Annotated in this window: 19 protein-coding genes; 9 read left to right on the forward strand and 10 right to left on the reverse strand. The window is 56.0% G+C overall.

The features are described 5' to 3' along the window. Window positions 1–13 precede the first annotated feature (13 nt). Window positions 14–1,984: a hypothetical protein gene (locus tag SH421x_RS08065; RefSeq protein WP_488854908.1), complete on the forward strand. Its 1,971-nt coding sequence runs from the start codon at window positions 14–16 to the stop codon at window positions 1,982–1,984. A gap of 255 nt (window positions 1,985–2,239) precedes the next feature. Next, window positions 2,240–2,944, forward strand: a complete 705-nt coding sequence (locus SH421x_RS08070; protein WP_488854909.1) for a lysophospholipid acyltransferase family protein — start codon at window positions 2,240–2,242, stop codon at window positions 2,942–2,944. Between the two features lie 63 nt (window positions 2,945–3,007). Here the strand turns inward: SH421x_RS08070 and SH421x_RS08075 are convergent, their stop codons facing one another. Next, window positions 3,008–3,997 (reverse strand): 3-keto-disaccharide hydrolase, encoded by a 990-nt coding sequence (locus SH421x_RS08075; RefSeq protein ID WP_488854910.1) that lies wholly within the window; start codon window positions 3,995–3,997, stop codon window positions 3,008–3,010. 115 nt (window positions 3,998–4,112) lie between these two features. After that, complete coding sequence (locus tag SH421x_RS08080; RefSeq protein WP_488854911.1) at window positions 4,113–4,547, reverse strand: SufE family protein; 435 nt, start codon at window positions 4,545–4,547, stop codon at window positions 4,113–4,115. A gap of 885 nt (window positions 4,548–5,432) precedes the next feature. Here SH421x_RS08080 and SH421x_RS08085 point away from each other — a divergent pair. Beyond that, window positions 5,433–5,771 (forward strand): P-II family nitrogen regulator, encoded by a 339-nt coding sequence (locus SH421x_RS08085; protein ID WP_488854912.1) that lies wholly within the window; start codon window positions 5,433–5,435, stop codon window positions 5,769–5,771. 135 nt (window positions 5,772–5,906) lie between these two features. Here SH421x_RS08085 and SH421x_RS08090 read toward each other — a convergent pair whose 3' ends face one another. Then, on the reverse strand, window positions 5,907–6,290 hold the full coding sequence (locus SH421x_RS08090; protein WP_488854913.1) for a GlsB/YeaQ/YmgE family stress response membrane protein: 384 nt from the start codon (window positions 6,288–6,290) through the stop codon (window positions 5,907–5,909). A 266-nt stretch (window positions 6,291–6,556) separates the two neighbouring features. On the opposite strand from SH421x_RS08090, the gene SH421x_RS08095 reads away from it, so the two are divergent. The 4 genes from SH421x_RS08095 to SH421x_RS08110 all read left to right on the forward strand — a co-directional run bounded on the left by SH421x_RS08095 (window position 6,557) and on the right by SH421x_RS08110 (window position 12,189). Beyond that, window positions 6,557–7,120, forward strand: a complete 564-nt coding sequence (locus SH421x_RS08095) for a hypothetical protein (RefSeq protein ID WP_488854914.1) — start codon at window positions 6,557–6,559, stop codon at window positions 7,118–7,120. Window positions 7,121–7,298: 178 nt separating this feature from the next. Then, window positions 7,299–9,233, forward strand: coding sequence for a chloride channel protein (locus SH421x_RS08100; RefSeq protein WP_488854915.1), 1,935 nt, complete (start codon window positions 7,299–7,301; stop codon window positions 9,231–9,233). A 217-nt stretch (window positions 9,234–9,450) separates the two neighbouring features. Beyond that, on the forward strand, window positions 9,451–11,457 hold the full coding sequence (locus SH421x_RS08105) for a hybrid sensor histidine kinase/response regulator (RefSeq protein ID WP_488854916.1): 2,007 nt from the start codon (window positions 9,451–9,453) through the stop codon (window positions 11,455–11,457). A gap of 66 nt (window positions 11,458–11,523) precedes the next feature. Beyond that, a complete protein-coding gene (locus SH421x_RS08110) occupies window positions 11,524–12,189 on the forward strand; it encodes a 3-keto-disaccharide hydrolase (protein ID WP_488854917.1) in 666 nt (221 codons plus the stop codon). 85 nt (window positions 12,190–12,274) lie between these two features. Here the strand turns inward: SH421x_RS08110 and SH421x_RS08115 are convergent, their stop codons facing one another. Further along, the gene (locus SH421x_RS08115) at window positions 12,275–13,660 is read right to left on the reverse strand and encodes a PQQ-binding-like beta-propeller repeat protein (protein WP_488854918.1); all 1,386 of its coding nucleotides are present in this window, start codon (window positions 13,658–13,660) and stop codon (window positions 12,275–12,277) included. 173 nt (window positions 13,661–13,833) lie between these two features. On the opposite strand from SH421x_RS08115, the gene SH421x_RS08120 reads away from it, so the two are divergent. Both SH421x_RS08120 and SH421x_RS08125 read left to right on the forward strand, forming a co-directional pair. Continuing rightward, window positions 13,834–18,240: a DEAD/DEAH box helicase gene (locus SH421x_RS08120; protein ID WP_488854919.1), complete on the forward strand. Its 4,407-nt coding sequence runs from the start codon at window positions 13,834–13,836 to the stop codon at window positions 18,238–18,240. A gap of 287 nt (window positions 18,241–18,527) precedes the next feature. Then, window positions 18,528–19,391 (forward strand): universal stress protein, encoded by an 864-nt coding sequence (locus SH421x_RS08125; RefSeq protein WP_488854920.1) that lies wholly within the window; start codon window positions 18,528–18,530, stop codon window positions 19,389–19,391. A gap of 35 nt (window positions 19,392–19,426) precedes the next feature. On the opposite strand, the gene SH421x_RS08130 is transcribed toward SH421x_RS08125, so the two are convergent. The 6 genes from SH421x_RS08130 to SH421x_RS08155 form a co-directional block, all read right to left on the reverse strand. Further along, window positions 19,427–21,064: a sialidase family protein gene (locus SH421x_RS08130; RefSeq protein ID WP_488854921.1), complete on the reverse strand. Its 1,638-nt coding sequence runs from the start codon at window positions 21,062–21,064 to the stop codon at window positions 19,427–19,429. A gap of 110 nt (window positions 21,065–21,174) precedes the next feature. After that, window positions 21,175–21,702, reverse strand: a complete 528-nt coding sequence (locus tag SH421x_RS08135; RefSeq protein ID WP_488854922.1) for a hypothetical protein — start codon at window positions 21,700–21,702, stop codon at window positions 21,175–21,177. Window positions 21,703–21,725: 23 nt separating this feature from the next. Continuing rightward, a complete protein-coding gene (locus SH421x_RS08140) occupies window positions 21,726–22,148 on the reverse strand; it encodes a cytochrome P460 family protein (protein ID WP_488854923.1) in 423 nt (140 codons plus the stop codon). A 265-nt stretch (window positions 22,149–22,413) separates the two neighbouring features. Next, entirely contained in the window at window positions 22,414–23,040 is a 627-nt protein-coding gene (locus SH421x_RS08145) for a hypothetical protein (RefSeq protein ID WP_488854924.1), read from the reverse strand. An 852-nt stretch (window positions 23,041–23,892) separates the two neighbouring features. Beyond that, window positions 23,893–25,200: a nickel-dependent putative hexonate epimerase gene (locus SH421x_RS08150; protein WP_488854925.1), complete on the reverse strand. Its 1,308-nt coding sequence runs from the start codon at window positions 25,198–25,200 to the stop codon at window positions 23,893–23,895. A gap of 101 nt (window positions 25,201–25,301) precedes the next feature. Next, on the reverse strand, window positions 25,302–25,895 hold the full coding sequence (locus SH421x_RS08155) for a hypothetical protein (RefSeq protein WP_488854926.1): 594 nt from the start codon (window positions 25,893–25,895) through the stop codon (window positions 25,302–25,304). Between the last annotated feature and the right edge of the window lie 105 nt (window positions 25,896–26,000).

Raw genomic sequence — 26,000 nt, forward strand, 5'->3', positions numbered from 1 at the left:
CAATTCACCAAACATGATGCGCCACGCCTGGGCAGTTTGTTGCGTTCTGTCGCTCGCTTCCATTTCTCTGGCTGAAGAGGCGATCCCGCCGATCAAGCGGATTTTGCCGCCCCCGGGGATTGAGATCGACGCGAAGGTAAAGGAGGAACTGACGGCTCGGGTCGAGCAGTTGCAAGCCAAACTGGCGACGGTCGAAAACAATCCGCTGGCGATTGATGCCGAGATTTATCTGAAAGCGGTATCGCTCGCATTGCGTAATGGGGAGTTCTATAAGCCGAAGGACGTTGATGTTGCTCAAGCGGCGCTCGACTCGGCCGAACAGCGGATTGCTCAGATCGAAGCAGGCAAGCCTGAGTGGACCACGGCGACTGGGTTGTTGGTCCGCGGATATCGCAGTGCGATCGACGATTCGGCGCAGCCATATGGATTGCATATTCCGGCGAGGCTTGATCTGTCGAAACCGGTTCCGCTATACGTTTGGTTGCATGGACGCGGCGATAAAGAGACCGATCTCTATTTCATTCACGGACGTCAGCAGAGCAAAGGTTATGTCGCTCCGGATGACGCGATCACGCTGCATCCGTTTGGTCGGCAGTGTATCGGCTTCAAGTCGGCTGGCGAGATCGATATTCTTGATGCGATCGAAGATGTCAAGCAGCACTATTCGATTGATCCTGATCGAATCGTGTTGATGGGCTTCTCGATGGGAGGCGCCGGCGTTTGGCATGTGGGCGCGCATTACGCCGATCGGTGGGTCGCAATGAGCCCTGGCGCTGGATTCGCCGAGACCGCCCAGTATCAAAATCTAAAGCCTGCGAATTACCCGCCGATCTACGTGCAAAAACTGTGGGGCTGCTACGACGTGCCGGACTATGTACGCAATCTGTTCAATCTGCCGGTCATCGCCTACAGCGGCGAAATCGACAAGCAAATTCAAGCGGCGCGCGTGATGGAAGCGGCGTACGCCGCCGAGGGGGAGACGTTGCCGCACTTGATCGGCCCAAACACGGCGCACAAATATGAGCCAGAAACGCTGAAACTGCTGCTGGCCAAAATAAAAACATTTCGCGAGGTCGGTTTGAATCGAACGCCGACCGAAGTGTCGCTGCAAACTCGCACGCTCCGCTATCCGCGCGTACACTGGATCGAAGCGCTTCGTCTGGACGAGCATTGGCAAGATTCGCGGATCGACGCCCAAGTAGCCTGGCCTGACTCGGCGACTCTGACCACCAAAAACATCGCCTCGCTGGCGCTGCACTTGCAGAAAATCCCGGCCGGCTTCGTCGTGGAGATCGACGGCCAGAAGCTAAGCGTGCCGGGCGCTGTGGCTGACGATGCTCCGCTTTCAATGGTCAAACAGCAAGGCCAATGGGGGTTTGCCGAGGCGGCTAGGGAGTCTGGCAAACTAGCCAAGCAACCGGGACTGCAGGGACCGATTGACGACGTCTTTTTGGAACCATTCATGGTGGTCGTCCCGCGTGAGAAGTCGTCCAACGCAAGACTGCAGCAATGGCTTGAGTTTGAAATCGCCCACTTCGACGATCGTTGGAAGACGTTGTTTCGCGGTAAGCCGCGCTGGAAATACGAGGATCAGGTGACGCCTGCCGATATTGCCAAATATCACCTCATCGCGTGGGGAACTCCGCAGACCAATCGGCTGATTCGCGAGTCGCTGAAGCATCTGCCGCTGGCTTGGAATGATCAAGAAATCGTGCTGGCAGGACATAAATATGCGGCCGACGTGCATGTGCCGGTATTGATTTATCCCAATCCGCTGAACCCGCAAAAGTATTTGGTGCTCAATAGCGGCCCCACCTTTCGCGAGCAGGATGATAGCAGTAACTCGCGACAAAACCCGCAATTGCCCGACTGGGCGATCCTTGATATCACGACTCCCCCCAATGGTCTAGCCCCGGGAAAAGTGGTGGCTGCGGACTTCTTTGACGAAGCTTGGCAAGTAAAACCGACCGCCGCCCCCCCATAATCGGCCAGCGGTCGCATTGACCCTGTCGCCGATTGCTAGGTACACTCCCGTTCCCTCAATTTCCCCCTATGCCCAACGATCCCAGCGGCAGGGGAGGTCACAGCAAAGCGGCACTGCGGTGAGTCGCTGAGCGTAGCGGTGATGGGTCACGAGGGCCGATCGCACTGCGTGCTGTTTGTCGTGATCCATCGGCCGACCTGAGGGCTGCGAATCGGATGTCGTAAGTTACCTGTTGTGCGGGAAGAGTCGAAGGCCGTGAAAGTATTTTTGAATTGGACCATCGCGTGGTTGGCGGCGATTTTCGTCTTGCTGTTGCGTTGGACTTGTCGAGTTCGTTTGCATAACGATCCGCGGCCAGCGCTGCGAGCCGCCGGCATTCCGTATGTCTATTCGGTTCTGCACGCGCATCAGGTTGCGGCTGCAATGGGAAGCGAAGCGGGGACCGCCGCGATGGTTTCTCAGTCGTTGGATGGCGAGTTGATTGTGCCGACGCTGCGCATGATGGGCGTCACGCCGATTCGCGGATCGAATCGGACGCGCAACCAAACCAAAGGGGGCCGCGAGGCGCTGATTGGTTTGATCGAGCATGTCGAAAGCGGCAAGCCAGCCTATCTGGCGGTGGACGGGCCACGCGGTCCGCGCAATCGCGTTCACAAAGGGGTGGCGTCGCTTTCTAAGAAGACCAATGCTGTAGTGATCAACATGGTCGCAGTGCCCGAGCGGCGCTGGATCTTGTCCAAGACGTGGGATCGACTGCAGATTCCGCAACCGTTTTGCTGCGTGCATGGCTACTTTGCTGAGCCAGTGCATCCGCTGGAGGACGAATCGCTGGAAGACTATCGCCGCCGCATTGAGCATTCGCTGAACTCACTCGAAGCGTCGCACGACCCGGCCGAAGCGCCGGCAGTGGTCGACGAAGAAGCGGCGGCAACCCCGACCAGCGATGAGATCGCTGCATAAGAAAAGGCCGACGATCCAGATCGTCGGCCTTGGCCTCGGTTTGCAGGTAATGCCGGTTGGGCGTTACTTTTTGACGACCCAGATGTTTTTGTAAACGACCGGGTTGCCGTGGCCTTGCAGATACAACGCAGCCGGGCTGTTCGCTTCTTGCTCGTGGCCGGGGGTATGCTTCGGCAGTTCTAGGTCGTTATGAATCACGACGCCGTTCTGCTTGATCGTCACGCGAGCGTTGGTGGTCTTTTCGCCGGCTTCGTTGTACTTGGCGGCGGTAAAGTCAATGTCATAGGTCTGCCAGGTCAGCGGCGGGAAGCACATGTTGACGATCGGCTGGGCAATCTGATAGATGCCGCCGCACTCGTTGTTCTCCCCTTCAAGACCGAACGAATCGAGCACTTGCAGTTCGTAACGACCTTGCATGTAAACGCCGCTGTTACCGCGGGCCTGACCACGCGCGGTCGGCTTGAACGGCGTCATAAACTCAATGTGCAGCGTGTGATCGCCGAGCTTTTCTTTGGACTGGGTATCCGCCAACAGCAGGTTCTCTTGAACGATCTTCCCTTTTTCAAAAGCATCGGCGCTGGTTCCGTCGAACAGCACGGTCGCGCCAGCCGGCGGCTTGGCTCCCAGCGTTGGGCTTTTACGAATCGTCTTCTTTAGCGCGCCGATCTTGTCGCCATCGGTGGAGAAGACCGTGGCCACGCCGTCCGCGATGGTGACCTTGGCATGCTCTCCTTCGATCGTGACCACGCCATCGGCGAGCTTGCCTTCGGCGGTGTGCGATTCCATCTTGCGCGACCAGCCGGCGCCGGGAAGTCCGCCGGGAAAACCGACAGCGCGAAACGCTCCGTCACCCAATGCGATCACTTGCACGCCCAGCGGCACTTCTTGGCCTTCCATCGTGATCGCGCCGACGTATTCGCCTTGGATTTGGTAATCAACGCCAGCTTCTTTGGGGTTGGTGTAGGTCGCTGAGTCATCGGCGGCAGTTGCAGCACCGATCGTCGCCAGCGAGAGCAGGCCAGCTAGCGCCACGCGGGTCAGATTGAATTTCATGAAGGTGGTCTCTGGGGTGGGCAGGGGAACAGGTGATTAAAACGGGAGCAGAATTGACTATTGTGCCTGGGCGGTTCAGTCGACGCAACCAAACAGGTTGCAGCGATTGGCGAACTTACGGGCTATTTTGGGCGGCAGACGCCAACTCGCGAATCCGCTGCACCATGTTGTAAAAGCCGTTGGCCCGCGAAGGAGTAATAGTCTGGGCCAAGCCAATCTGGTCGAAGAGCGATTCTAAATCGTACGTCAAAATCTCCTCAGGCGACTTATAAGAGAGGAGCATCGCCAGCAGCGTGACTAGGCCTTTGACGATCTGGGCGTCACTGTCGCCGAGAAAATAGAGTTGACTGCCGTCCTCAGTGGCTTGAGGGACCAACCAGACCTGGCTTAGGCAGCCTTGGATGCGGTAAGCGTCGACCTTGTAGGCATCGTCAAGCGTCGGCATCTGGCGACCGAGCTCGATGAGATATTGGAAACGATCCATCGGATCGTCATAAAACTCAAACTCTTCCACCAGTTCGGCGGCAGTCATGGTCGGAATATCGGTCACGGCCGGCGTCTCTCACTCAAAAAGGAATCGCAGTGCTTTCATCATGGGCAGTTGCATTCATTTTAGGCAACCGGCTACCTGGAAATTCAGTTCGCTTTCTGGCGTTAGGTTGAAAAAATAGGGCGAAACAAGCTGATTTCGTACAATTACGGCATGTTGTTGGGTTTTGGCACGCTGAATGCAATTGCCATTATACAGCGAAGCAGTGCCGACCTAAAATCGACAAATCAAGTGGACCAAGAGGGTCAACCGTTTGTCGCGAGCAGGTATCCGGGACAACTTTGTAGAAGCGTGGTCCATTTCTCAATTCACTCTGCAGGATGCTGGAGTGAGCCGGTAAGTGGTCGACGCGTCGCTCTCTTTTGAAGAGAGTTCCACTCAATCCATTACGAGGCGATGACCTCGTTTACCCAAAGCATGATGGGGTGTTGTTCCTGACGACGGGGCTGTTGGGAACGGCGGTCGAGGCTGAGGAGATCTAAGGTCTCTTTGGCCTCGGCCGTTTTTTATGCGCTGCATCAAGCGCAAGTCTTTTTCCTAACTGTGCATGCATTTCGCGCGTGTCGCGCCGATTTCTGCTGATTTCTCCGGCAATCGGGGTCTCCAACGCGATCAGAAGTTTTGTCGTAAACGTTTGCGGTAAAATGGGTTGCGTGTTTTTGCGGGTCTCTGGTCTGCATTTGGCATAATGATTGCGTTAGGTAGGCCGGCCGCTCAGATTTTGCGGCAGGCTGATTGACGGTCTGCGCTGGTTGTCCAACAGTCTCTCTCGTCTGCCCAACGCAGATGACAGTTGGTGTCGGTGATGCAAGTCTGAGTGTCACAATGGGCGAAAACCCTATTGCGCCCGTTCCACGTCACGTCAGAATTCGGAGATGTTCGTCCATGAAGAAAATTGAAGCGATTGTCCGTCATCACAAGCTGGATGAGATTAAAGACTCCTTGGTGAGCAAGGGTTTCGGCGGGATGACCGCAATCGAAGTGCAGGGTTTTGGTCGCCAGAAAGGGCAGACCGAAACCTATCGAGGTGCTGAGTACTCGATCGATTTCGTCCCGAAAATTAAGATCGAGATCGTCGCCACCGACGAACAATTCCAAGAAATTGTCGACACCATCATTGAAAAAGCACAATCGGGACAGATCGGCGACGGCAAGATCTTTGTCAGCGAATTGACCGATGTGATCCGCATTCGGACTGCCGAATCAGGTTCGGCCGCGATCTAGTCCGCCTGATTTCACGACCGGGCTGGTTTTTAGCGCTGTCCTGATTGCTACGTTACAAATCTTCAAGAAACCGCTTGGCGCGCTGCCTAAGCGGTTTCTGCTTTTCTTGGTGCTAGCTCAGGTTGGTTGGGTCGCCTATTCGGCCTCGTGATCGACATACCGTTTACGGCGCGAACGAAAAAAGGCTGGTCGCCGTACTCTTGTGGAGACGCCCCCTTCGTCGATCACGTGTCCCGCTAGTAAGCGATAAAACCCCAAAATGACAAAAGCACCAGCTACCGCGACCACAAAACCGAGCGGGCTAATCGGAGAAACCCGCTCTCCACCATAGAAATAGGCCAAAATGGCGCAGCCGATGATCGAACCTCCGATGCCCATGGCCAAAGTTGCGATGGGGCCCCCTGGATCACGTCCGGGCATGATCGCTTTGGCGAGCAATCCGGTAATTGTCCCAAATCCAACCCACATCAAGACAATTTCGCACCAATGCTGGATTTGAGCTGAGAATTCGCCGTCCATTGTCATTTGCTCCCGATTCGCTATCACCGAAGTGGTGGGGGTTTTTAGTTGGAATCGACCAATGATCTTGGTAAAGTTTTCTCGATGTAGGAAAATTCACGGATTTGTCGCTGACTTCTCGCCACAATAGAACTATTGCAGCGCTTGGAAGTGTCTGCCCTCCTAATTGGCTACGCAGATAACGCTGCTTCCCACCAAAGTCACTTACTGGGTGAGCCGCTTGGTTTCCCCTCCCTTTGTTGATCCCCCGTTCCTGGAGTTATCGCATGAAGAAACTCGTATTTGGACTCGCGTTGGCACTTTGCTTGGGTCTGTCGGCTCACAATTTGATCGCCGCTGATTCTGCAGAACTGAAGTCGGGCCTAGAGATGGGCGCACAACCGGCCGCATTCAACGTCGAAGACGTCACCGGCCCAGCCAAGGGTGAGACCCTGTGCTATCGCTGCCGATATGGTGGTCGCCCGACGGTTGCGATTTTCGCTCGTGAGATGGACGCCAGCGTCCAAGATCTGGTCAAGCAGATTGATCAAACTGTCGCGAAGAACTCGGATCAAAAGCTCTCGGCCTTTGTGGTTCTACTGAGCGACGCTCCGGCGGATTGCAAAAGCGAACTTGAAAAGGTCGCTGCCGCCAACAAGATCGAAGAGACCCCGCTGACCGTCTTCAAAGACAGCAAGGGGCCGAGCCCTTACAACGTCTCGAAGGACGCCAAGGTCAGTGTCATGATGTGGAATGCCGACGGCGTGAAAGTAAATCACGCTTATAGTGCAAACCCGACCAAAGCGCAAATCTCGACGATCGTCTCGGACACGAAGAAGATTCTGGAGTAGATCTCCAGCGAGAGTCGCCTGAAAATTGATTCAACGCGATTGTGATTAAAACCGAGAGCCGCGGAGCAATTTTGTTCCGCGGCTTTTTTTGCAGCGTTTGGTCCAACTGAACGCCTTTACGAAGGATTGATCCGTGATAGGCTAGAACTCTTTGCCATAAACCTCCCTTAGCCTGTCCATGCACGACCGGATTAAGACAATCTATCCCAACGCACTGGATTGGGTCATGCAGCGCCTGCGGCGCGGTTCGATTCCGGCAGCGCCGTTGACGATCATCTTGGCGGCGATTGCTGGGGTGCTGACCGGTTATTTGTCGGTTGCTTTCGCGTATCTGTTCGAGTTCATTCGCGAAATGACGGTCATGCGATTCGTCGTTTGGAGCGAACTCACCGCTTGGGGCTATCTCGCGCTGGCGCTGTCGCCGGCGTTGGGGATTTTATTTGTCGCTTGGTTTACGCGACGTTTTCGGCTCGAAGGCCAAGCGGTTCCCGAGGTGATCAAATCGGTCGCGCGCAAAGATGGCGTGATTCGTCCCGTTTGGTCGTTGGCCAAAGTTTTTTCGTCGGCCGTCTGTATCGGCGTTGGTGGTTCGGTCGGACCGGAAGGCCCGATGGTGTTGATCGGTTCTTCCGTCGCGAGCGCCGCCGGTCAGTTTTTTCGCTTGTCATCGCGCAATCTACGAACCTTGGTCGCTGCCGGCGCCGCCGCCGGCATCAGCGCCGCGTTTCATGCTCCGATCGCAGGTGTGATTTTCTCGTGCGAAATCATTTTGGGAAGTTTCGCCGTCGAGAGTCTAACGCCGATTGTGATTGCGGCGGTGTTGGCGGATGTGGTGCAACAGCAAGTGGGCGAACACGGCGTGAATGTCGCATTTCGCCAAATCCCTCACGAATATTCGGGCAATTGGATCGAACTTCCGTCTTACTTCATGCTCGGTATTATTTGCGGCTTTGCATCGATCGGCTTTGTGCGGCTGCTCTACTGGACCGAAGATCTAGCCAAAGTCTGGACGCCCCAATGGTGGATGCGTGCTATGGCTTGCGGTTCTTTGGTGGGCGCGATCGGCGTCGGTTTTTTTATCGCTTACCCCGAACCGCCTATGATGTCGGTAGAAGGGAGACTTGAGAGCGAGCATCATCCGCGCGCCCCTGCGCTGTTTGGCGTTGGATACGAAACCGTCGAGCACTCGCTTCACTTAGAGAATGCCGACGACCCGACTCCGGTGCGACAACAGAACGCAAATGTAAACCATAACAAGGTGGTGATGCTTGATCGCGAAGCGATGATCGCCCATCTCTGGTGGATGGTCCCGTTGATCTTCCTTAAGCCGATCTGCACCAGTTTGACCTTGGGCGGAGGGGGAGCCGGCGGTATTTTTGCGCCGTCACTGTTTTTGGGGGCGGTGCTCGGCGGCGCTTATGGAATTATTTGCAACTTGATCTCGCCGGACATCTGCGCCAGTCCCGGCGCGTATGCGTTGGTCGGGATGGGCGCGGTGGTCGCCGGTACGACGCACGGCGTGCTCAGTGCGATTCTGATCGTTTACGAACTAACCGGCGACTATCATATTATTCTGCCGATCATGGGCGCCGCTTGTATCTCGAGCGTGGTCGCCTGGTTTAGTGATCCTGATAACATCTATTCCAAGCGACTGGCGCGCAGCGGAGAATCGATTGCTCGTAGTCATGACTTGCATGGCGCTGAGCATATCAAAGTCCGCGATGTGATGATCCGCCGCTTTCCGACCGTCAAAAATACGGACAATCTGGTGCAGATCATCAAAGTGGCGCGGCAAAATCCGCACATAGAGAGCCTGCCGGTCATGGATGATGCGAATCGTTTGATCGGCATTATTCGTCCCGAAGACTTGCATCGCGTGATGGATACTGATGTCTCTCCTTATCTCGTCAATGCGGATGATATTGCGCTGATGATGCCGATCTCGGTCTCGCCGGACGAGAATCTGCTCGAAGCGCTGCGTGACTTTGGTTCCCGTGATGTCGATACATTGCCGGTCGAGATTGGGGAAGGGGGGCAGCGACAGTTGATCGGCTTGCTGCTGCGAGCCGATGTCATGAGCCGCTATCGTGAAGCGATGCTTTCGCGTCATTAATTCAATCTCGACGTCCCTCCTAGTGTAATTGCCCCGCTTACACCGGTTAATCGTCATCACCAGACTTCTCAGCAGCACGTAAATTTCGCGGCAGGCGTTTCCCCCAATGTGATTCCCCCCTGGCGTCTGTTTTCTGACCTAGCTTCTCACTAGGTAGGCAATTCCACCTACTAATCGGGACAGATCGTAGCTGCGATCCTCCCACAGGGGCAGGAATATGAAAAACGAACGTTTTACAACGCTCATTGTGTGTCGTAATCCCGATTTAGTTGCGGCTGTGTCAGGTGAACTTGGCCGGAGCAAAACCGTCGAATGGCGATTCCACGCCGTTGCTGACGCCGCTTCGATCATTGATGAGCAGCCGGTCGAAATCTGCCTGTTTTTGATTGATCCTACGCAACCGCTGCGCGCAGAAATGTCAGAATTACACCGTGTTCGTGGGCGCTTGCCAGAAGCGGTTATCGTCGCGGTCGGCAATGAAAAATCAGGCGAAATCGAATTGGAAGCATGGTCGAGCGGCGCTGATGAGTTTGCGCCAACCGTCAACCTCTCGGCCACAGCAATCGAGCGGACGGTGATGCGCTGCATTCAGCGACACCTGACGGCATTCAAACTGCGCCATCGAGAACAGTGGTACCGAGTCGCGGTTGCCGAAGGAAATGTTGGGCTATGGCGCTGGGATCGCTGCAGCAATTTCTTCTATCTGGCCGATCATTTTCAAGACATGCTGTTTCTTTCGCATGAACAGTTGCCTGTAGATCTTCCGGAGTGGATTGAAAGAATTCATCCCGAAGATCGCCGGCTAACAATCGATGCTGCGGAGGCTCACTTTTTAGGTCAGGTAGAGAGGTTTGTCGTCGAACATCGCATTCGCCGCGGCGACGGCGCCTTTCGCTGGTATCTCTCAAGCGGCTGCGTCGTCGAAAATGACGCCGCACGCAAGCAAATTTTGGGTGCGTCGACCGATATCACCGCGCGAAAGGAAGCCGAGTTCGCGCTGCAGCGGGCCAAGCGCGCCGCCGAATCGGCCGTCCGCGCCAAGTCTGAGTTTTTGACGAACATGAGTCATGAACTAAGGACTCCGTTAGCGGCGATTTTGGGCTATTCCGAAATCATGGAGGATCAGGTCGAAACAATCGAGTCGCTTGAAGCGATCGATACGATTCGCCGCAACGGCGAGCATCTATTGCAACTGATCAGCGATATCTTGGAGTTCTCGCGAATCGAATCGGGCAAGCTCGAAACGAGCGCCATGCCGACTCCCGCCTATGAATTTTTGCAGAGCACCTTTGAATCGTTTCGTGAGTTGGTTGACCGTAAAGGGCTGCGATTTGTGGTCGACGTTTCGGATCAGATCCCTGATATGATCATTACCGACCCGGTCTACGTGCGTCAAATTTTGTGGCGTTTGGTGACCAACGCGGTCAAGTTTACAGACTCTGGCGAAATCGGGGTCGCCGTTCGTGTCGCGGCAGGCAACCTAGAATTAAACGTCTGTGATACCGGCTGCGGCATCCCGGCCGAAATGTTAGGTGCGATTTATCAACCGTTTCGTCAGGTGGATAACTCCTCTACGCGCAGCCATGGCGGCGCCGGACTAGGCTTGGCGATCTGTCAAAAGTTGACGCAGATGCTTGGTGGCGATCTCTCGGTTTGCAGCCAAGAAGGGACTGGTTCGCAGTTCACGGTGCGACTGCCGCTCGATCGCAGCGATGTCGGTCCGCCAACTCGCGGAGTCAAGTCGACCAAGCCTCCTGAATCCAGCCTTCAAGCACGCGTGCTGCTGGCCGAAGATGGTCCCGACAACCAGCGTCTATATCAAGTATTGCTGAGCGCCGCCGGCGCTAAAGTGACCGTTGTTGAAAATGGGCGTCAAGCGATCGAGGCCGCGCTGGATCAAGCGGCCAGCAATGCCCCCGCAAGCGACGCGTGCAACGGCGGGTTCGATCTGATCTTGATGGACATGCAGATGCCGATCATGGACGGTTACGAAGCGACGCGCGTGCTGCGATTGGCTGGATTCCGCAAACCGATCGTCGCGCTCACCGCGCATGCGATGGCCGATGATCGCGCCAAGTGCTTGGACGCCGGCTGCGATGACTACATTACCAAACCGGTCGAACGAAGTCGCTTGATTTCGATTTGCCGATCGTGGATCGAAGAAGGACGACACGTGAAAAATGATCCGGATCTCTCTGCCCGCACGGCGGCGGTAATTGACTAGGATCGTTGACAACCAGCGGTTATCTTAAATGGCAGCCCATCTTTCCGCTGACCGCCGAGATTTGCTATGCCCAAAATGTGCTTATCGCTCTGCCTGCTCTTTGGCCTGCTCACTACCTTTACGCTCTCCGCTGCAGAGCCAACAGCAACCTTAAAAGAAGCCCCAAAAGAAGTGATGGTCGAGAAGCTGTTTGACGGTAAGTCGTTAACCGGCTGGAAAATTGCTGAGAAGGGTGTCTTTGACAAGCATGGCGCAGTGACCGTCAAAGATGGCGAGCTGCTGCTCAAGAAAGGGGACTCCGGTACCGGCATCTTCCGCGCCGATCAACCGCCGCGCAACAACTACGAGCTCTCGCTCGAAGCGAAACGGACTGACGGCTCCGATTTTTTCTGCGGGCTCACTTTTCCGATCGACGACCAGTACTGCACGATGATCATCGGCGGCTGGGGGGGCGGCGTGACCGGACTCTCGAACGTGGATGGAATGAGTGCGATCGAAAATGGCGCGACCGGCTATCAAGAGTTCAAAAACGATCAATGGTACAAGATTCGGCTGCGAGTAACGCCTGAGAGCATTACTGCGTGGATCGACGGCGATTCCATCTTCAGCATGCAGCCGGGCCAGGCAAAATTTAGCATCTGGTGGGAACAGGAACCGATGCGCCCGCTAGGAATCGCAACCTGGAACACATCAGCAGCGCTGCGGAATCTAGAGCTAAAGAAGCTGAAGTAGCGCTAGGGTTGCTTGCTCATGCTCCAACAGAAACAGGCCGCGAGAGATCTCGCGGCCTGTTTTAATACATCCTTGAACTGCGGCGTTATTTGGCGCCGATGCAATAGAGCGATTTCTCGCCGCGGACATACATTTTGTCGCCGATGATCGCCGGCGATGCATCAAACTCATCGTCGATTTTGTTTTCGGCGACAATCTGAAACTGCTTGTCGCACTTGACCACCATCGCGGCGCCGTTGCGTGCAAAGAAGATCAAGTTGCCTCCGACTGCGACCGGCGAAGCGTACAAGGTGTCGAGTCCATCGAGACGTTCGTTCTCGAAATAAGTTTCACCGGTATCGGCGTCGACGCAGCTGAGGACCGCGTTGCGCCCTTTGGTGATAAACAGCAGACCATTGCACAAGATCGGGGATGCGATATACGGCGTACCGTGGTCACGCGACCAGGCGACCTTGTCGGTATCGGTAATGTCGCCGCGTGAACTAAGCGGAATCGCATACAACGCGTATCCTTTGTAGCCGGTCATGCAATACACCAGATCTTGGTGACGGAGCGGCGAAGGAATCGCGTTGGTCGCCTGACCGCCGCACTCCCAGATCAACTCGCCGGTTTTTAGGTCATAGCTGCGCGCACGATTTGTGCCGTTCACGATCACCTGCTTGCGACCATCCAACTCGGTGATCAACGGCGTGTTCCAACTGGTCGGTTCGTCCCGTTCCTTTTTCCACAAGGTTTCGCCGCTGTCAGCGCTTAGGGCTGTGATGAATGATTCTCCTTCATGATCCCAGTTGATGATCAGCTCATCGTCAGCCAGAACCGGTGATGTTCCCTCGCCAAAGCCGGCACGCGTCTGCATCTTGCCGAGGTCTCGCTTCCACAGCAACTCACCTTCCAGCGTGTAGGCATAGATGCCGAACGAGCCAAACGAGACAAAGAGTCGTTTGCCGTCGGTCACCGGCGAAGCCGACGCGAACGTATTAGTCGCATGGCCCCCTTCGTGCGGAACCGCTTCGGCAGCCACTTGCTGCCACAGGGTTTTGCCGGTGTTGCGATCCAGGCAAAGCACAACGAACTGATGCACTTTAGTTGGGGCGCCTCCGCCGCCACCAAAGCCGCCGCGACCAAATCCACCAGGACCGCGTTGACCACGTGGGCGATCCCCTGCGGGTCGCTCTGCTGTTGCGTCCGGTTGGGTTGCGTCTGCTGCCGATTTTTCTCCCGGTTGTTCGGTTTCAATGGCCGTTAGCAAAAAGAGTTTGTCGCCCCAGATGATCGGTGTCGAACTGCCGCGGCCCGCAACATCAACCTTCCAGACGATATTTTTGTCGCCGGACCACTCGGTTGGCGGAGATCCGGTCGCAACTCCGTCGGCGTTGGGGCCGCGCCATTGCGGCCAGTTTTCGGCGGCGGCGGCGATGCTTCCCGCCAAGAGCAGGGGAAGAGCGAACAAGGGGAGTAAGTTGCGGTACATAGCGAACCTCGGGACTCAGGTCGAAGATAGATAAGTGTGGCGATGTGACCCTGATCTTACCCCGCTGGCGAAGTTTGGGGGCGTTGGCAGTCTTACAAAACGACAAATCGAACAAGGCGAGAGGGCGATTTCGCGACTATGCACGCCTGTACAGTTGGTTATGATAAATCATCATGATCCTCGACCAATTTCATCCGATTGTTCGCGAATGGTTTCAAACCAAATTCGGCGAACCGACCGACGCGCAAGCCCAAGGCTGGCCTTCGATCGCTGGACGTCGGAATACGCTAATCGCTGCGCCGACCGGCTCTGGTAAAACGTTGGCCGCGTTCATGGTTTGTCTGGATCGGCTTTTCCGGCGTTGGCTGGCTGGGAGTCTGAAAGATGCGACTTACGTTGTCTACGTTTCTCCGCTCAAAGCGTTGTCGAACGATATTCAGCGCAATCTCGACACGCCGCTCGAAGAGATTTGCAATCTCGCTGAGCGTCGCGGCATGCTGCCGCCGCAGATCCGGACTGCGGTCCGAACTGGTGACACTCCTGCCAGCGAACGCCAGGCGATGGTTCGCCGCCCTCCGCATATTTTGGTGACAACGCCGGAGTCGCTCTATCTGATATTGACTGCTCCCAAAGCTCGTTTGACGCTGCGGCATGTCGATACGATCATCGTTGACGAAATTCATGCGTTGGCCCGTGACAAACGGGGATCGCATCTCATGCTGACGTTGGAGCGGCTGAGTACGGTTTGTCTGGAGCGCCCCGTGCGGATTGGCCTGTCTGCAACGCAGAAACCAATCGAAGAGATCGCCGCGTTTTTGGTCGGTTGTCCCGCGGATGGCGAGAGCCAAGAGTTGCGCTGTGACATTGTCAACGCTGGGCATCGTCGGGATCTCGATCTACAGGTGGTCGTGCCGCCGACGCCGCTTGAAGCGGTTTGCTCTAACGAGCAATGGGGCGAAGTCTATGAGCAGCTGATCGAGTTGATCAACTCGCACCGCAGTACGTTGGTCTTTGTCAACACGCGCCGCATGGCCGAACGGGTCGCTCATCGCTTGACCGAGGCGCTGGGCGAAGAAGTCATCACGTCGCACCACGGCAGCTTGTCGAAAGAGATGCGCCATAGCGCCGAGCAGCGTTTGAAAGCGGGTCAGCTGAAAGCGATCGTAGCGACCGCATCGCTGGAGATGGGCATCGACATCGGTTATATCGACCTGGTGGTGCAAATCGGCTCCTCCCGCTCGATCGCCAATTTTCTGCAACGCGTGGGACGTTCGGGACACTCGCTTCGCGCCACTCCCAAAGGGCGGTTGATGCCGCTCACCCGCGATGAGCTGATCGAGTGCTGCGCCCTGATGCGAGCTATCGGCAAAGGTGTCCTCGACAAGATCGAGATCCCCGAGAAACCGCTTGATATCCTCGCGCAACAAATTGTCGCCGAGGTCGCCGCCGAGGATCGAGACGAAGCGGAATTGTTTGACCTCTTTCGTCAGGCCTATCCTTATCGCAACTTGCAGCGAAAGGAATACGATAGCGTCTTGGAGATGCTTAATCGCGGACTAACGCGCTCGATCAAAAATGGCGCCTTCCTGCATCGTGATCCGCTGAACGGCTTGCTCAAGGCGCGCCGCGGTGCGCGGATCGCGGCTTGTACCAGCGGCGGCGCGATTCCCGACACTGCTCAATACCGTGTGGTGGCCGAAGGGGATAAAACCTTGGTCGGCTCCGTCGATGAGCATTTTGCGATTGATAGCCATGTCGGCGACGTCTTTTTGCTTGGCAACACCTCGTGGCGAATCGCCTATGTTCGCAACGGCGATGTTGTGGTGAACGACGCACAAGGTCAGCCTCCCAGCATCCCGTTTTGGTTTGGCGAAGCGCCAGGCCGCACCGTCGAGCTATCGAGCGAAATCTCGCTGCTGCGCGAAGAAATGGCGCAGCGGATCGTCGCCGCCGATCGTGATCGCAGTCGAGAAAAAGTAAAACTGCCGGCGCTGGCCGCAGGATTGCTTGAAAACTCATTCGATCAACTTGATGCCGAGACGGTCGCATGGGTCGAGAGCGAGTGTCACGCTTCACTCTTCGCCGCAATGCAGGCCGTCCGCTATGTCGCCGCCCAGCAAGCGGCGATCGGCATGGTGCCGACGCAGCGGCAGATTGTCTTTGAACGATTTTTCGACGAGTCAGGCGCGATGCAGTTGGTGGTTCATTCACCTCTGGGGACGCGGATCAATCGCGCCTGGGGCTTGGCGTTTCGCAAACGCTTCTGCCGCTCGTTTGACTTTGAACTGCAAGCTAGTGCTGATGATGACGGCATTGTCTTGTCGCTTGGCCCGCAGCATAGTTTTCCGCTAGAAGACATGTTCCGCATGCTGACGATTGAGTCAGGGCCGAAGCTGCTGGAGCAGGCGTTGTTGGCCGTTCCCATGTTTGGCGTTCGCTGGCGCTGGAACGTCACGCGAGCACTGGCGCTGCTCCGTTTCAATGGTGGTAAAAAGGTCCCCCCGCACATGTTGCGGTTTCGGGCGGACGACATGTTAGCGGCGGCGTTTCCCGACCAAGTGGGCTGTCTCGAAAATCATGGCGCCGACATCGAATATCCCGATCATCCGATCGTGCAGCAGACGTTGCATGACTGCATGACCGAAGCGATGGATATTGTCCGTTGGAAGCAAATGTTGATCGACGTGCAGGAAGGTCGTGTCGAGTTTGTGCCGCGTGATACGCGTGAACCGTCGCCGTTCGCCCATGAGCGAATCAACGCCAATCCATACGCGTTCCTCGATCCGGCGCCGCTCGAAGAACGCCGCACGCGCGCCGTCGCCACGCGGCGAACGCTCTCGACCAACGAGATGAAAGAGCTGGGCAAGCTGTCGTACGAAGCGATTGCGACTGTCCGGCAAGAAGCCTGGCCGGTGGTGCGCGATTCGGAGGAACTGCATGACGTGCTTGCTTCGATGATTGTGCTGCCGCAACTCCAGGTCGCGGATTGGAGCCCGCATTTCGCTCGGTTAGCAGAGCAGGGGAGAGCGGTCCGTTTTACGCGTCCCGGCGGCGATCCGTTGTGGGTGGCGCTCGAAAATCTACCGGTGGCTACGGCGGTTTGGCCCGCCGGGGTCGCCGATCCAGATATCCCGTTGCCGGAGTCGCTGCAGCGCGAATTGGAGTCGCATGTGGCTCGGGTCGAGGTGATCCGCGGCCAGGTCCCTTACCTAGGACCATTTAGCGCCGAAGAGTTGAGCAGTCAGTTGGATCTGCCGGCTTCAAGCGTCTTCGCCGCCTGCGAAGCGCTGGAAGCGGAAGGGATGGTCCTCCGCGGACAGTTCTATGACGATCCGCAGCAAACGCAGGAAACAACGCAGTGGTGCGATCGCCGTTTGCTTGCGCGGATCCATCGTTTGACGATTTCGGGCCTGCGAGAGCAGATTCGTCCCGCGTCGCCAGAAACTTATTTGCGGTTTCTCGTCCGGCATCATGATCTGTTGCGGACCACCAAAAACAGCGGCCCGCGCGCACTGCGTAAAGCGCTGGAGCAGTTGCAAGGTTTTCAAGCGGCCGCCGGCAGTTGGGAACGTAGCCTGTTAAGTGGGCGCATGGACGACTACGACGGTCAATGGCTAGATGAATTGCTCGCGTCCGGAGAAGCGACCTGGGGGCGATTGAGACCTCCGGCGCCCAATGGCGAAGAACAAAAAAGCATGGCCTCGCTTCGCAAGAGCTTGCCGATGACAATCGCGCTGCGGGCAAACCTGGGCTGGCTACTGCCGACCGATCACGCGCCGGCCGAAGCGTTGGCTCGCGGCAATGCGACCGACGTTCTCGAAGCATTACGGCAACGCGGCGCGTTGTTCGATCAAGATCTGCGGATCCTCACCAAGTTGCTGCCAACCCATCTAGAAGAAGCGCTGCGCGAACTGGCGGCGCTCGGGCTGATAACGTGCGATTCGTTGGCCGGCGTGCGCGAGACGGTCGACGAGGTGCTGAAAAAACGGAAAGCCAAACGCCGCGGCGGTGCGCCGACGCGGACCGGAAGGTGGTCGTTGTTTCCCGGCATTGTCGAAACCCTATCCAGCGACGAGCATGCGCAAAACTGGTGCTGGCTGTTGCTGTCTCGTTACGGCGTTGTGTTTCGCGATCTGCTGACGCGTGAGTCAACGGCGCCTCCTTGGTGGCGGTTGATCGCTTGTTTTCGGCGGATGGAGCGTCGCGGCGAAATCCGAGGAGGGCGATTTATCGCCGACGTGGCCGGCGAGCAATACGCGACCGAAGCGACAATTTACTCGCTGCGAAAACTTCGTAACGACGAGAGCGTGGACGATTGGGTCGCGATCAGCGCTGCCGATCCGGTCAATCTGTTTGGAGTGGTCACCGCTGGCGGTCGAACTCCGGCCATCTCGGGCAATTCGCTGATCGTGCGGAACGGACAAATTGTCGCCTGTAAACGAGCAGGAAAAATCGATTTTCAGGTCGAGATTCCTGCGGAAGAAATGCATGAGATGACGCGGGCCCTGCATGCCGGGCGACGCGTTCCTCCACGAGAAATCCCGCTGGGAATGCCGCGGCGACGTTCGACGGCGAGTTAGGCGCCCCCCTTTTTTTGGCGCCAGAAATGGGGACTTTGGCGGTGGGTTGGTTCTCGATCAACACGGATCGCGATAAAATGAAGGAAGAGTTGGGTCCGATTGCGCCGGTTCGGAGCAATCGCCCGAATGCGCCGCCGCAACCGGGCAAGAAGCAAGTTGGTGATACCTGTTTCGGCGTAACGCTGTGGTATATTTTCGCGGTATTCATTAGTTGCCCCAGGGCCGCACACAACACGGCGTCGTCAGAATGACGCGGCGGCGGCCTCAGGCTAGAAAGGAATGATTCGATGATCCGCAGCGTGCTGCTGGCCTTAGACGCCAGCGAAGCGAGTCAAGCCGCTCTTCAATTGGCGATTCAGTTTTGTCGTGACCATAGTCAACGAGAAGACATGTCGAGCGAAGCGATCCATCTGACCGGCGTCGCCGTGGTCGACACTCCCAATATCTGTGGGCCGATGGCGGTTCCCTTGGGGGCGGGCGCCTACAAGAAAGAACGTGACGAGGTTTTATTGGCCAAGGCCAAAGAGGAAGCCGAGTCGATTTTGGCTCAATTCGAGACCCACTGCACCGCAGCCGGCGTACCGCATACGGCCATTCGTAGCGAAGGCTTGCCGTATGAGCAAATCGAGGCCGTCTCGCGCACTCATGATTTGATCATCATCGGCGAAGAGACCAATTTTCATTACGAAGCTCACAAGACGATCAGCGAAACAGTTCGTCGGTTGTTGCTCGATAACGCGCGCCCCGTCGTCGTCACGCCAAAATCCGTGCCGACGGCCGATGTGGTGGTGATTACGTACGATGGTAGCATCCCCTCTTCGCACGCGTTGCATATGTGGACGTTGCTCAAGTTGCGTCGCCCTGAGACGCAGGTCCATGTGGTCAGCGTCGACCGCGATTTGGCCATCGCCCAAAAGCATTGCGAAGAAGCGGCCGAACTGCTGCGTTATCACCAGGTCCAAGCAACCTTGCACCCGTTGCACTTAACCGGCAAAGTGGTGACGCAACTGACCGAGGCGATTACCGAGATCGCTCCCCGCACCGTCGTCATGGGCGCCTACGGCAGCGGCGGATTCCGCGAAGCGCTGTTTGGCTCGTCGACCAACGCGATGCTCGAAAACTCGAAGTCGCTGCTGTTTCTCTATAAATAAACGGCGGCGGATGATTCACTCGCCCGCGTCGTCTTTTAGGGAGACGACGCGGCAGTCGGGGCCAAAATCCCAGACACGAGGACCGCCGTGTCTGGAGCCTGGCCTGAGTAAAAAGCGATGTAGTGCTTTCCTCGGATCACGGTGGCGTTTGCATTGCCAGAATCCCACGCAACCTGACTGGCCGTAGCGACTATCTCAGAAACTGGCCAGTTCAGCGGATGATCAAACACGCTATCTGGATCGACGACTCGACGCCGTAGGATGCCTCTACCACGCTCGTAGTAATAATTGCTCAGTAATCCCGTTTCGGCGTCGAGAATCAGGCTCGGCGTAGAAGCAAAAACATCGCTGATGTTGGTTTCTGATCGTGTCCAGGTTGCACCATAGTCCGTTGAGACTAGCTGAAACTGAGCTGGCCCGGTTTCTGTCCGGCCGACTGCAAGAATCCGGCCATCGCCAAGGTACACCGCCGAGGGTTCGGTCGGCCAGTTCGCTTTGGTCAGCCCAGACTCGATCGGCGTTTGAGTCCAGGTAGCGCCGTCGTCCTTGCTGGTTAGCGTGCCCCACGATTGCGTCGCTTTGTCGCTGTAGTCCCCAGCAAACCAGAGGGCCATGAGGCCGACTGTGGGGACGGGGAAGATATCGGTGATCTGCATTGGCTGTACGGCGAGCTCCGGCGTCGCGATCCGCGTAAACGTCACTCCGTCCGTAGTGCGATAGAGGTCGTGATTCCACTCCTTTCCGATTCGACGCACCCACAGCAGCATCGCCCCCTTAGAATCGAGTCCTTTGCCCACGGTGACCTCGCCCGCTTTCGGCGTATCGGCAACGATGGTTTCGGCCGTCCACGTTCTTCCACCATCTGCCGAGGTGCGTGCGTAAACCGCCCGCGCATCTTCTGTGATCGAATGTGCTGTGCCGCGACTGTAGGTGCAGACCAGCTTCTCTCCGAGAGCCTGAATCATCGGCCACGAGTTGTAGCCGCTCACGTCTTGGACGACATCCGGCTCTGCGGGAGCCTGCAGCGGCGTCACCTTGACCATGGCCAAGCCGGTGGGACGCGTGAAGGTATCGCCAGGATTCTCAGGCTCTCGCTGAATGCGCACCGTCAGCGGTGCGTCTGGTTCGACTTTGTAGTAGGACTCAAGCACGATCTTACGCGTGTAGTATGGCGCTGCGGGAAGCGTCGTTCGTACCGGTTTACCGAGAACATATCGAGATGTGAACGGAGCCTCCTCCACCATCTGCGACAGGTGAACCCTGTAAACATCTTGATAGTCAACGCTTGTCGCGGCATCCGTCGTTGTCACCATAATTTCGACTTTCACCGCAACGCACGCACTGGGAAAACCGTTCACAACGCCGGCGACAGATTGGCCCGGCGAGCCGCCGGATAGCGACCACACCGGAATATGCGTAGAGCCGCTCGACATGAGAACCAGCGAGGGCTTTCCTGTTGCGATCGACAAGTCGTTCGCGGTCAGGCAGATCGGAGAACCGATCGCGTTGCCTGGCGATTGATTCTCCACGCCTGGTGCGTTTACCTTGGCAACCGCGTTGTTTTTTTCGCCGGTTGGAAGAGACGGCTCGCCTGCCCTCAGGTTTGTGACAAGGAAGGTAAATAAAGCAATCAACGTGAGGGAAGTGCACAGCAGCCGGGTTGTTGTTTTCATCGTTCCCTCAGTGAGTCGGAAAATCATGATGCGTCCATAATAAACCGAGAGGGAGCAACTCTCAAATCGACACAGGAGCTAGAGCTTGAGATTGCGTGGATAACGGTTTGTTATTTGACATGTTGCCCGTCAGCGAGTGAGATTCGAAAGGAACTCCATCCATCTGGTGGATCCCATTCACCATCGCCGTGGATGATTCCGTCTGCGACCTTCTGCACAACAACCCCGTCGACACCAAGTCTCTCCGACATCCAAAGGAGCGAGCCATCGTGATGAATTCGACATAACCGTTCGCCGGACGCGATGAGCAGATAGTGATTCTCGGCATAGATGTGACCGAAATAAATGCCCAGCGAATGTTTAGTGACGACATGGGAATCAATGTCAATGAGATAGACGCAGTCACCCCAGCCGATGACGAGAAAATCGTGCCATACGATCGCATCATGAAAGGCGAAGCATTCTTCCGAGTTTCGGTACGCATCAATGCGGAGAACCGGTTCAGTTGGTTGCGATAGCAGGATGTATTTGCTGGGTGCGTCGTCCCCTAGGGGAATATCGCCGATTTGGGTCGACAGTAGATCAAGCCAAGGACGATCCATCGAGTCGAGCCAAGTAATGGTTGCAGTTGGCGTCATTGTTGATCGGATAATATTGCGTTTTAATTTCCGTAGGAATAGCCGCTATCAGGCGTCGCCCAATCGGCGAAAACATAATCAGACGTCGCCACCTTTTGATGACATTGACGACACGATTCTATTTTTCCAGATTCGATCGACCGTGGATTCTCAAAGTAGAAGTACTCCCAGTCGCCATGTGTCTTGTCATATCCGCTTGCTCGCTTGATCATTCCGCCGACTCCATTCGCCGTTCCGTTCAACTCCTTTTCTTTGACAATGACGGATCCAACGGGATAGGTGGTCTGCTTTTCAAACGCTGTTGCTGCGCGCTCGTCCATGAAAATCCTCACCCTACAATCGGCATGAGGTCCATTCGCAATACGAGCTTCTTCCATTTCGTTTAAGAGACCTGATCTACAATCATCCGGCACTTTCAGACTCACCAAAACAGGTTCGGGAGTCATTAATCTTAACTCTCTGTAGGAAGTTGCGATTTCCGCGATGTCTCCGAGAACCGATTTCGCAGGTTTCGCTTCTGTCACAGGGGAAGGCTGTTTATCGCCGCAGCCTAACGTGAAAACAGCGAGAAGGACGATTGCGATTTGTTGCCGTGGGCAATTCATTTTCATCTTCGGAAGAGGGACGGCGATCCCCTGGCGGAGCCGAGAGATGGTAGATTTGAAAAACGCTCGACTTCGGCAACTCGGGTTCCGTGATTTTTTCGTCGCATTACGCATCTTCGTCCATTGGCCAAAATGTGCTTATCTCAGCCGCAAATCGCCACCAACAACGGTGCGACTCAAAATGCTTCCAGTCTACGCAGCGAGTTTGCAGAACATCGGTGACCTGAGCGCACAAAAGATAAACCGGCTGAACTGGCCGCCAATAGATCAATCGCCGCTTGGCGACCGCTCTACTAATTCGGCCAGCATGATAGTGAAAAAATCTAGAATCGCACGCGACCCGAAAGTATTGTTCACAAATTTCGGAAGAATATCCATAGATCGAGATTCGATTCTCCGGATAGACGTCCGTGATGTATCGCTTCCAGTCTGGAAGCCGTTCCGACTCCCAAAGGGAGCCGCCAACTTCCGTCAATTCGACAGTGCGATCTGGCAGTCCATGAACGTTGCAGCTGGCTTCGCCACGGATGATGCCGACCTTTTCAAACTCGTCGAGGGTCTTCCCTAGCGTCTCATCATCAAGTCCATGCGACTGACAATTCCATTGTCCGCGAAAGATGGAGTCACGAAAACGCTCACGGCTGGCGATGGAAGTCGCCGCAATGTCAAGAATCGTGAGCTCCGCGTCCGTGAGTTGTGAGACGCTAGTGCGGCGACCGGGGTTCAATGTCATGGATCTCTGCCGTTGACTCACGGCGAACGGCCCGCATCACCGGGTTGCGGGAGTGACTTAGGGTGGGTGGTACAAGCCGATACCCGGCCAACAATTTCAAACGATATCGCCAGCTTGCGCAACCCACTATGCGATACTTTGTTATTCCGGATTTCTGGTTGTAAGATCAAAGCCACCCGCCGAATCGGAATTCTGATCACGAATGTCAATATAGCGATCTTCGACGGTGTAAAATCCACCGTGCTCGATAATTTCGAGGAGTTTTTCGTACGGTGAAGGCATTTCGCATGTATTCGGATGGGTAATAAACCGAGCATGCATCATTCGAGTGATTCCAAGATGCGGGTTCTCGTCTCTCTCCTTGGTTGCTCGGTCGCTATGAAAGTCAGGTCGAAATTCGGAGTCGACGATTCGAACAAGATCACAAAACCTGTTTGGCGATATTCCCAGTTTGAGAACAGCAAATTGCCATCGGTCGCGAAACTCCATCGACGCATTAACGAACTCGTCGCGGCTCCACATCACATTCTTGACCATCATCAATGAGGAAATGGGATATCGTCTAGGATCAGCTGGTTACCTCAGAAAGCACCGGTTTTAATACGCGCGTTCCGCCTCTAGCCTTCAGCCCTTAGCTATGCTATGACGTAGCCTCTGGGCGGCATAAAACAAGAATTGTAGCGGAAGGACGCGAGCCCTCCGGTCCGAATCATCGAAAGTCCGAAGAACCGGACGGCTTGCGCCGTTCCGCTACCATTGGAATTGCAACAAGCAACGTTGTGGTTCGCTCGTGCCTGGCTTAGGTCTATCTATCGCGGTTTGCTTCACCCACGCAACGGTACTGTCGCATTGCTACTGATTAAACCCCGTCGCGCGATCGTAAAGCCGCTCACGCGTTGACCACAGTCCGGCTGACGGTGTCGGGATGAAATAAAACTCTTCGCCATCGTCGGTCGTGTTCCAACCTTCGCGACGCGTGCCGGGTTGGTAACGCTCCATCATTTCATTCAGGTCGGCATAGCCGAAGTGGACTGATTCCATTTCTTCTTTGCCCAGATGACCTGGGGCGTAGGTGATTTTGAAGCGACCTTCGGACGAGCCGTGCATTAGATGGGCAGCACCGTGCGCGAGTTCTTGTAGGTCTTCGCAGGTTTGGTAATCGGCCATCACTTTGTCGGTGCCGCAGTAACCATATTTGCGAATCAGCGCGTCGACATCGTCTTGTTCGCCGAAACGTTTTAGACCTGGCGCTAGGATCAATAGCTCTCCGCCATCGGCCATCACCATGCGCGTGCGGTAGACCGCTTTGTTCGCGACCCAAGTGCTGAAGAACTCGTCTCCTTGCATGACGCAAACCATCTTTTTGATCGGCTTGTCAAAGACGGTGATATTTTGCTCACGCGATTGTTTGGCGGCGTCTAGGTACGTATCCAGATCATCGCCGACATAGATGCCGGTGTGGACCAATTTGTCTTCTTCGTTTCGGGCCATGACAACTTGCACGTACAAGTCAGGCAGCTTGCTCAGGTAACGCTCTTCGGCCAGGTTAAAGCAATGCCGGACCGGCGTGATCAGATTGCCGAGATTGTTTTCGATCCCGCAGCGCGCCGCCATCAGGTGCGCGGCGCAGATCAGGTCTTTGCCGCCGACGCCGATGAAGTAGTTTTTGTTGTGATTGGCGAACCCCAGCACTTCGTGCGGCACGACGTGACCGATGTTAATGATCAGGTCCCACGGCTCTTCCATCAGCATCCGGTTGAGCGTAATCGGGATTGGCCAGTCGGCAATTCCCCCACAGGCTGCCGAAACTTCCTCGGCCGAGATCTCGCCCACCTGGACGCAGCCGTTGCGCCAATCGTGCGGATGAATTTTGGCTTCGGGAATCGAACCAAACATCGTCACGTTTTCTTCCGGCGTGTGCGGCACATGCTGGCCCAGCGTCGGAATGACATGCACGTCCGCTTCGTCGGCGAGCATGTTGTACAGCATCTCAGTGATTTGCCCGGCGCCGGAGTGCATCCGCGTGATGTCCGGGGGAAGCAACAACACGCGGCGCGGCGTCGCACAGATCCGCTTGCGGGCTTCGGCCACGGTTTGTTGTAGGATCGCTTCGATGCGTTCCCAAGAGATGCTGTCGGCCTGTTCGCTAATCCAGGGCATTGCGGTCGCTTTCAGAAGAAAATCGTCACGGGAAAGTTCAATCAGCAGCAGACGATTGTAGCAATCTGAATTCGCAAAGATCAGCGGGTAGATAGAGTATCTTATCGCTTGGCGGTCGCAGGTGCGCCGATTTGGGTCAGCCGCTGTTTCAGTTCGGCCTGATAGTCTCCCCGCGCGGTGGAGATCGCTGACCGCAAAAAAAGTTTGGCGACACTGGTTTTCCCCTGTTTCAGGCAATCATCGGCCATGTCGGCGTACTTGATCGCTTTCTGATTGGCCGCGGCGTCTTCGGCCGAGAGTTGTTGGCGGATCGCGGCCAAGCTGCGCGGCGCCGCCTGATTCAAATCGGCTGCTCCGATCATCCGCAGCGATTGATCGTCGCCAGCTGTGGGCTGGTGTGGCTGGTCGGATCTAGCCCACGGGGGTGGTTCATGGATCGTGGCCGTCGCCCAACTGCTGGTGACGCCGTTAGAAACGTTGATGCTGCGGTTGCTGGGAAGAAACGGAGTGCCGACCGACTGGCTTGATTCAGCGCGACGCATGACTCCTCCTCCATAGACCGATCCCCGATCGGGAATCAGATAAGAGGAACTGTTGGAGTACTGATAAAACTCGGGCAACTGCAAAACTTGGGCCTGAAGCATGTTTGGCGCCAAGGTTCCGATCGCCAGAGTGAGGAACAACCGAGTGCACATCGCTCGACTCCGTCCGTCGCCGGGAGAATTTTTGTAAGGTCTGGGGTGATCCAGCCTTATCGTCTACCGCAGCTATTTTAGGAGGTTTGCTCGACCTCTGGCAAG

Source organism: Blastopirellula sp. SH421 (assembly GCF_057808535.1).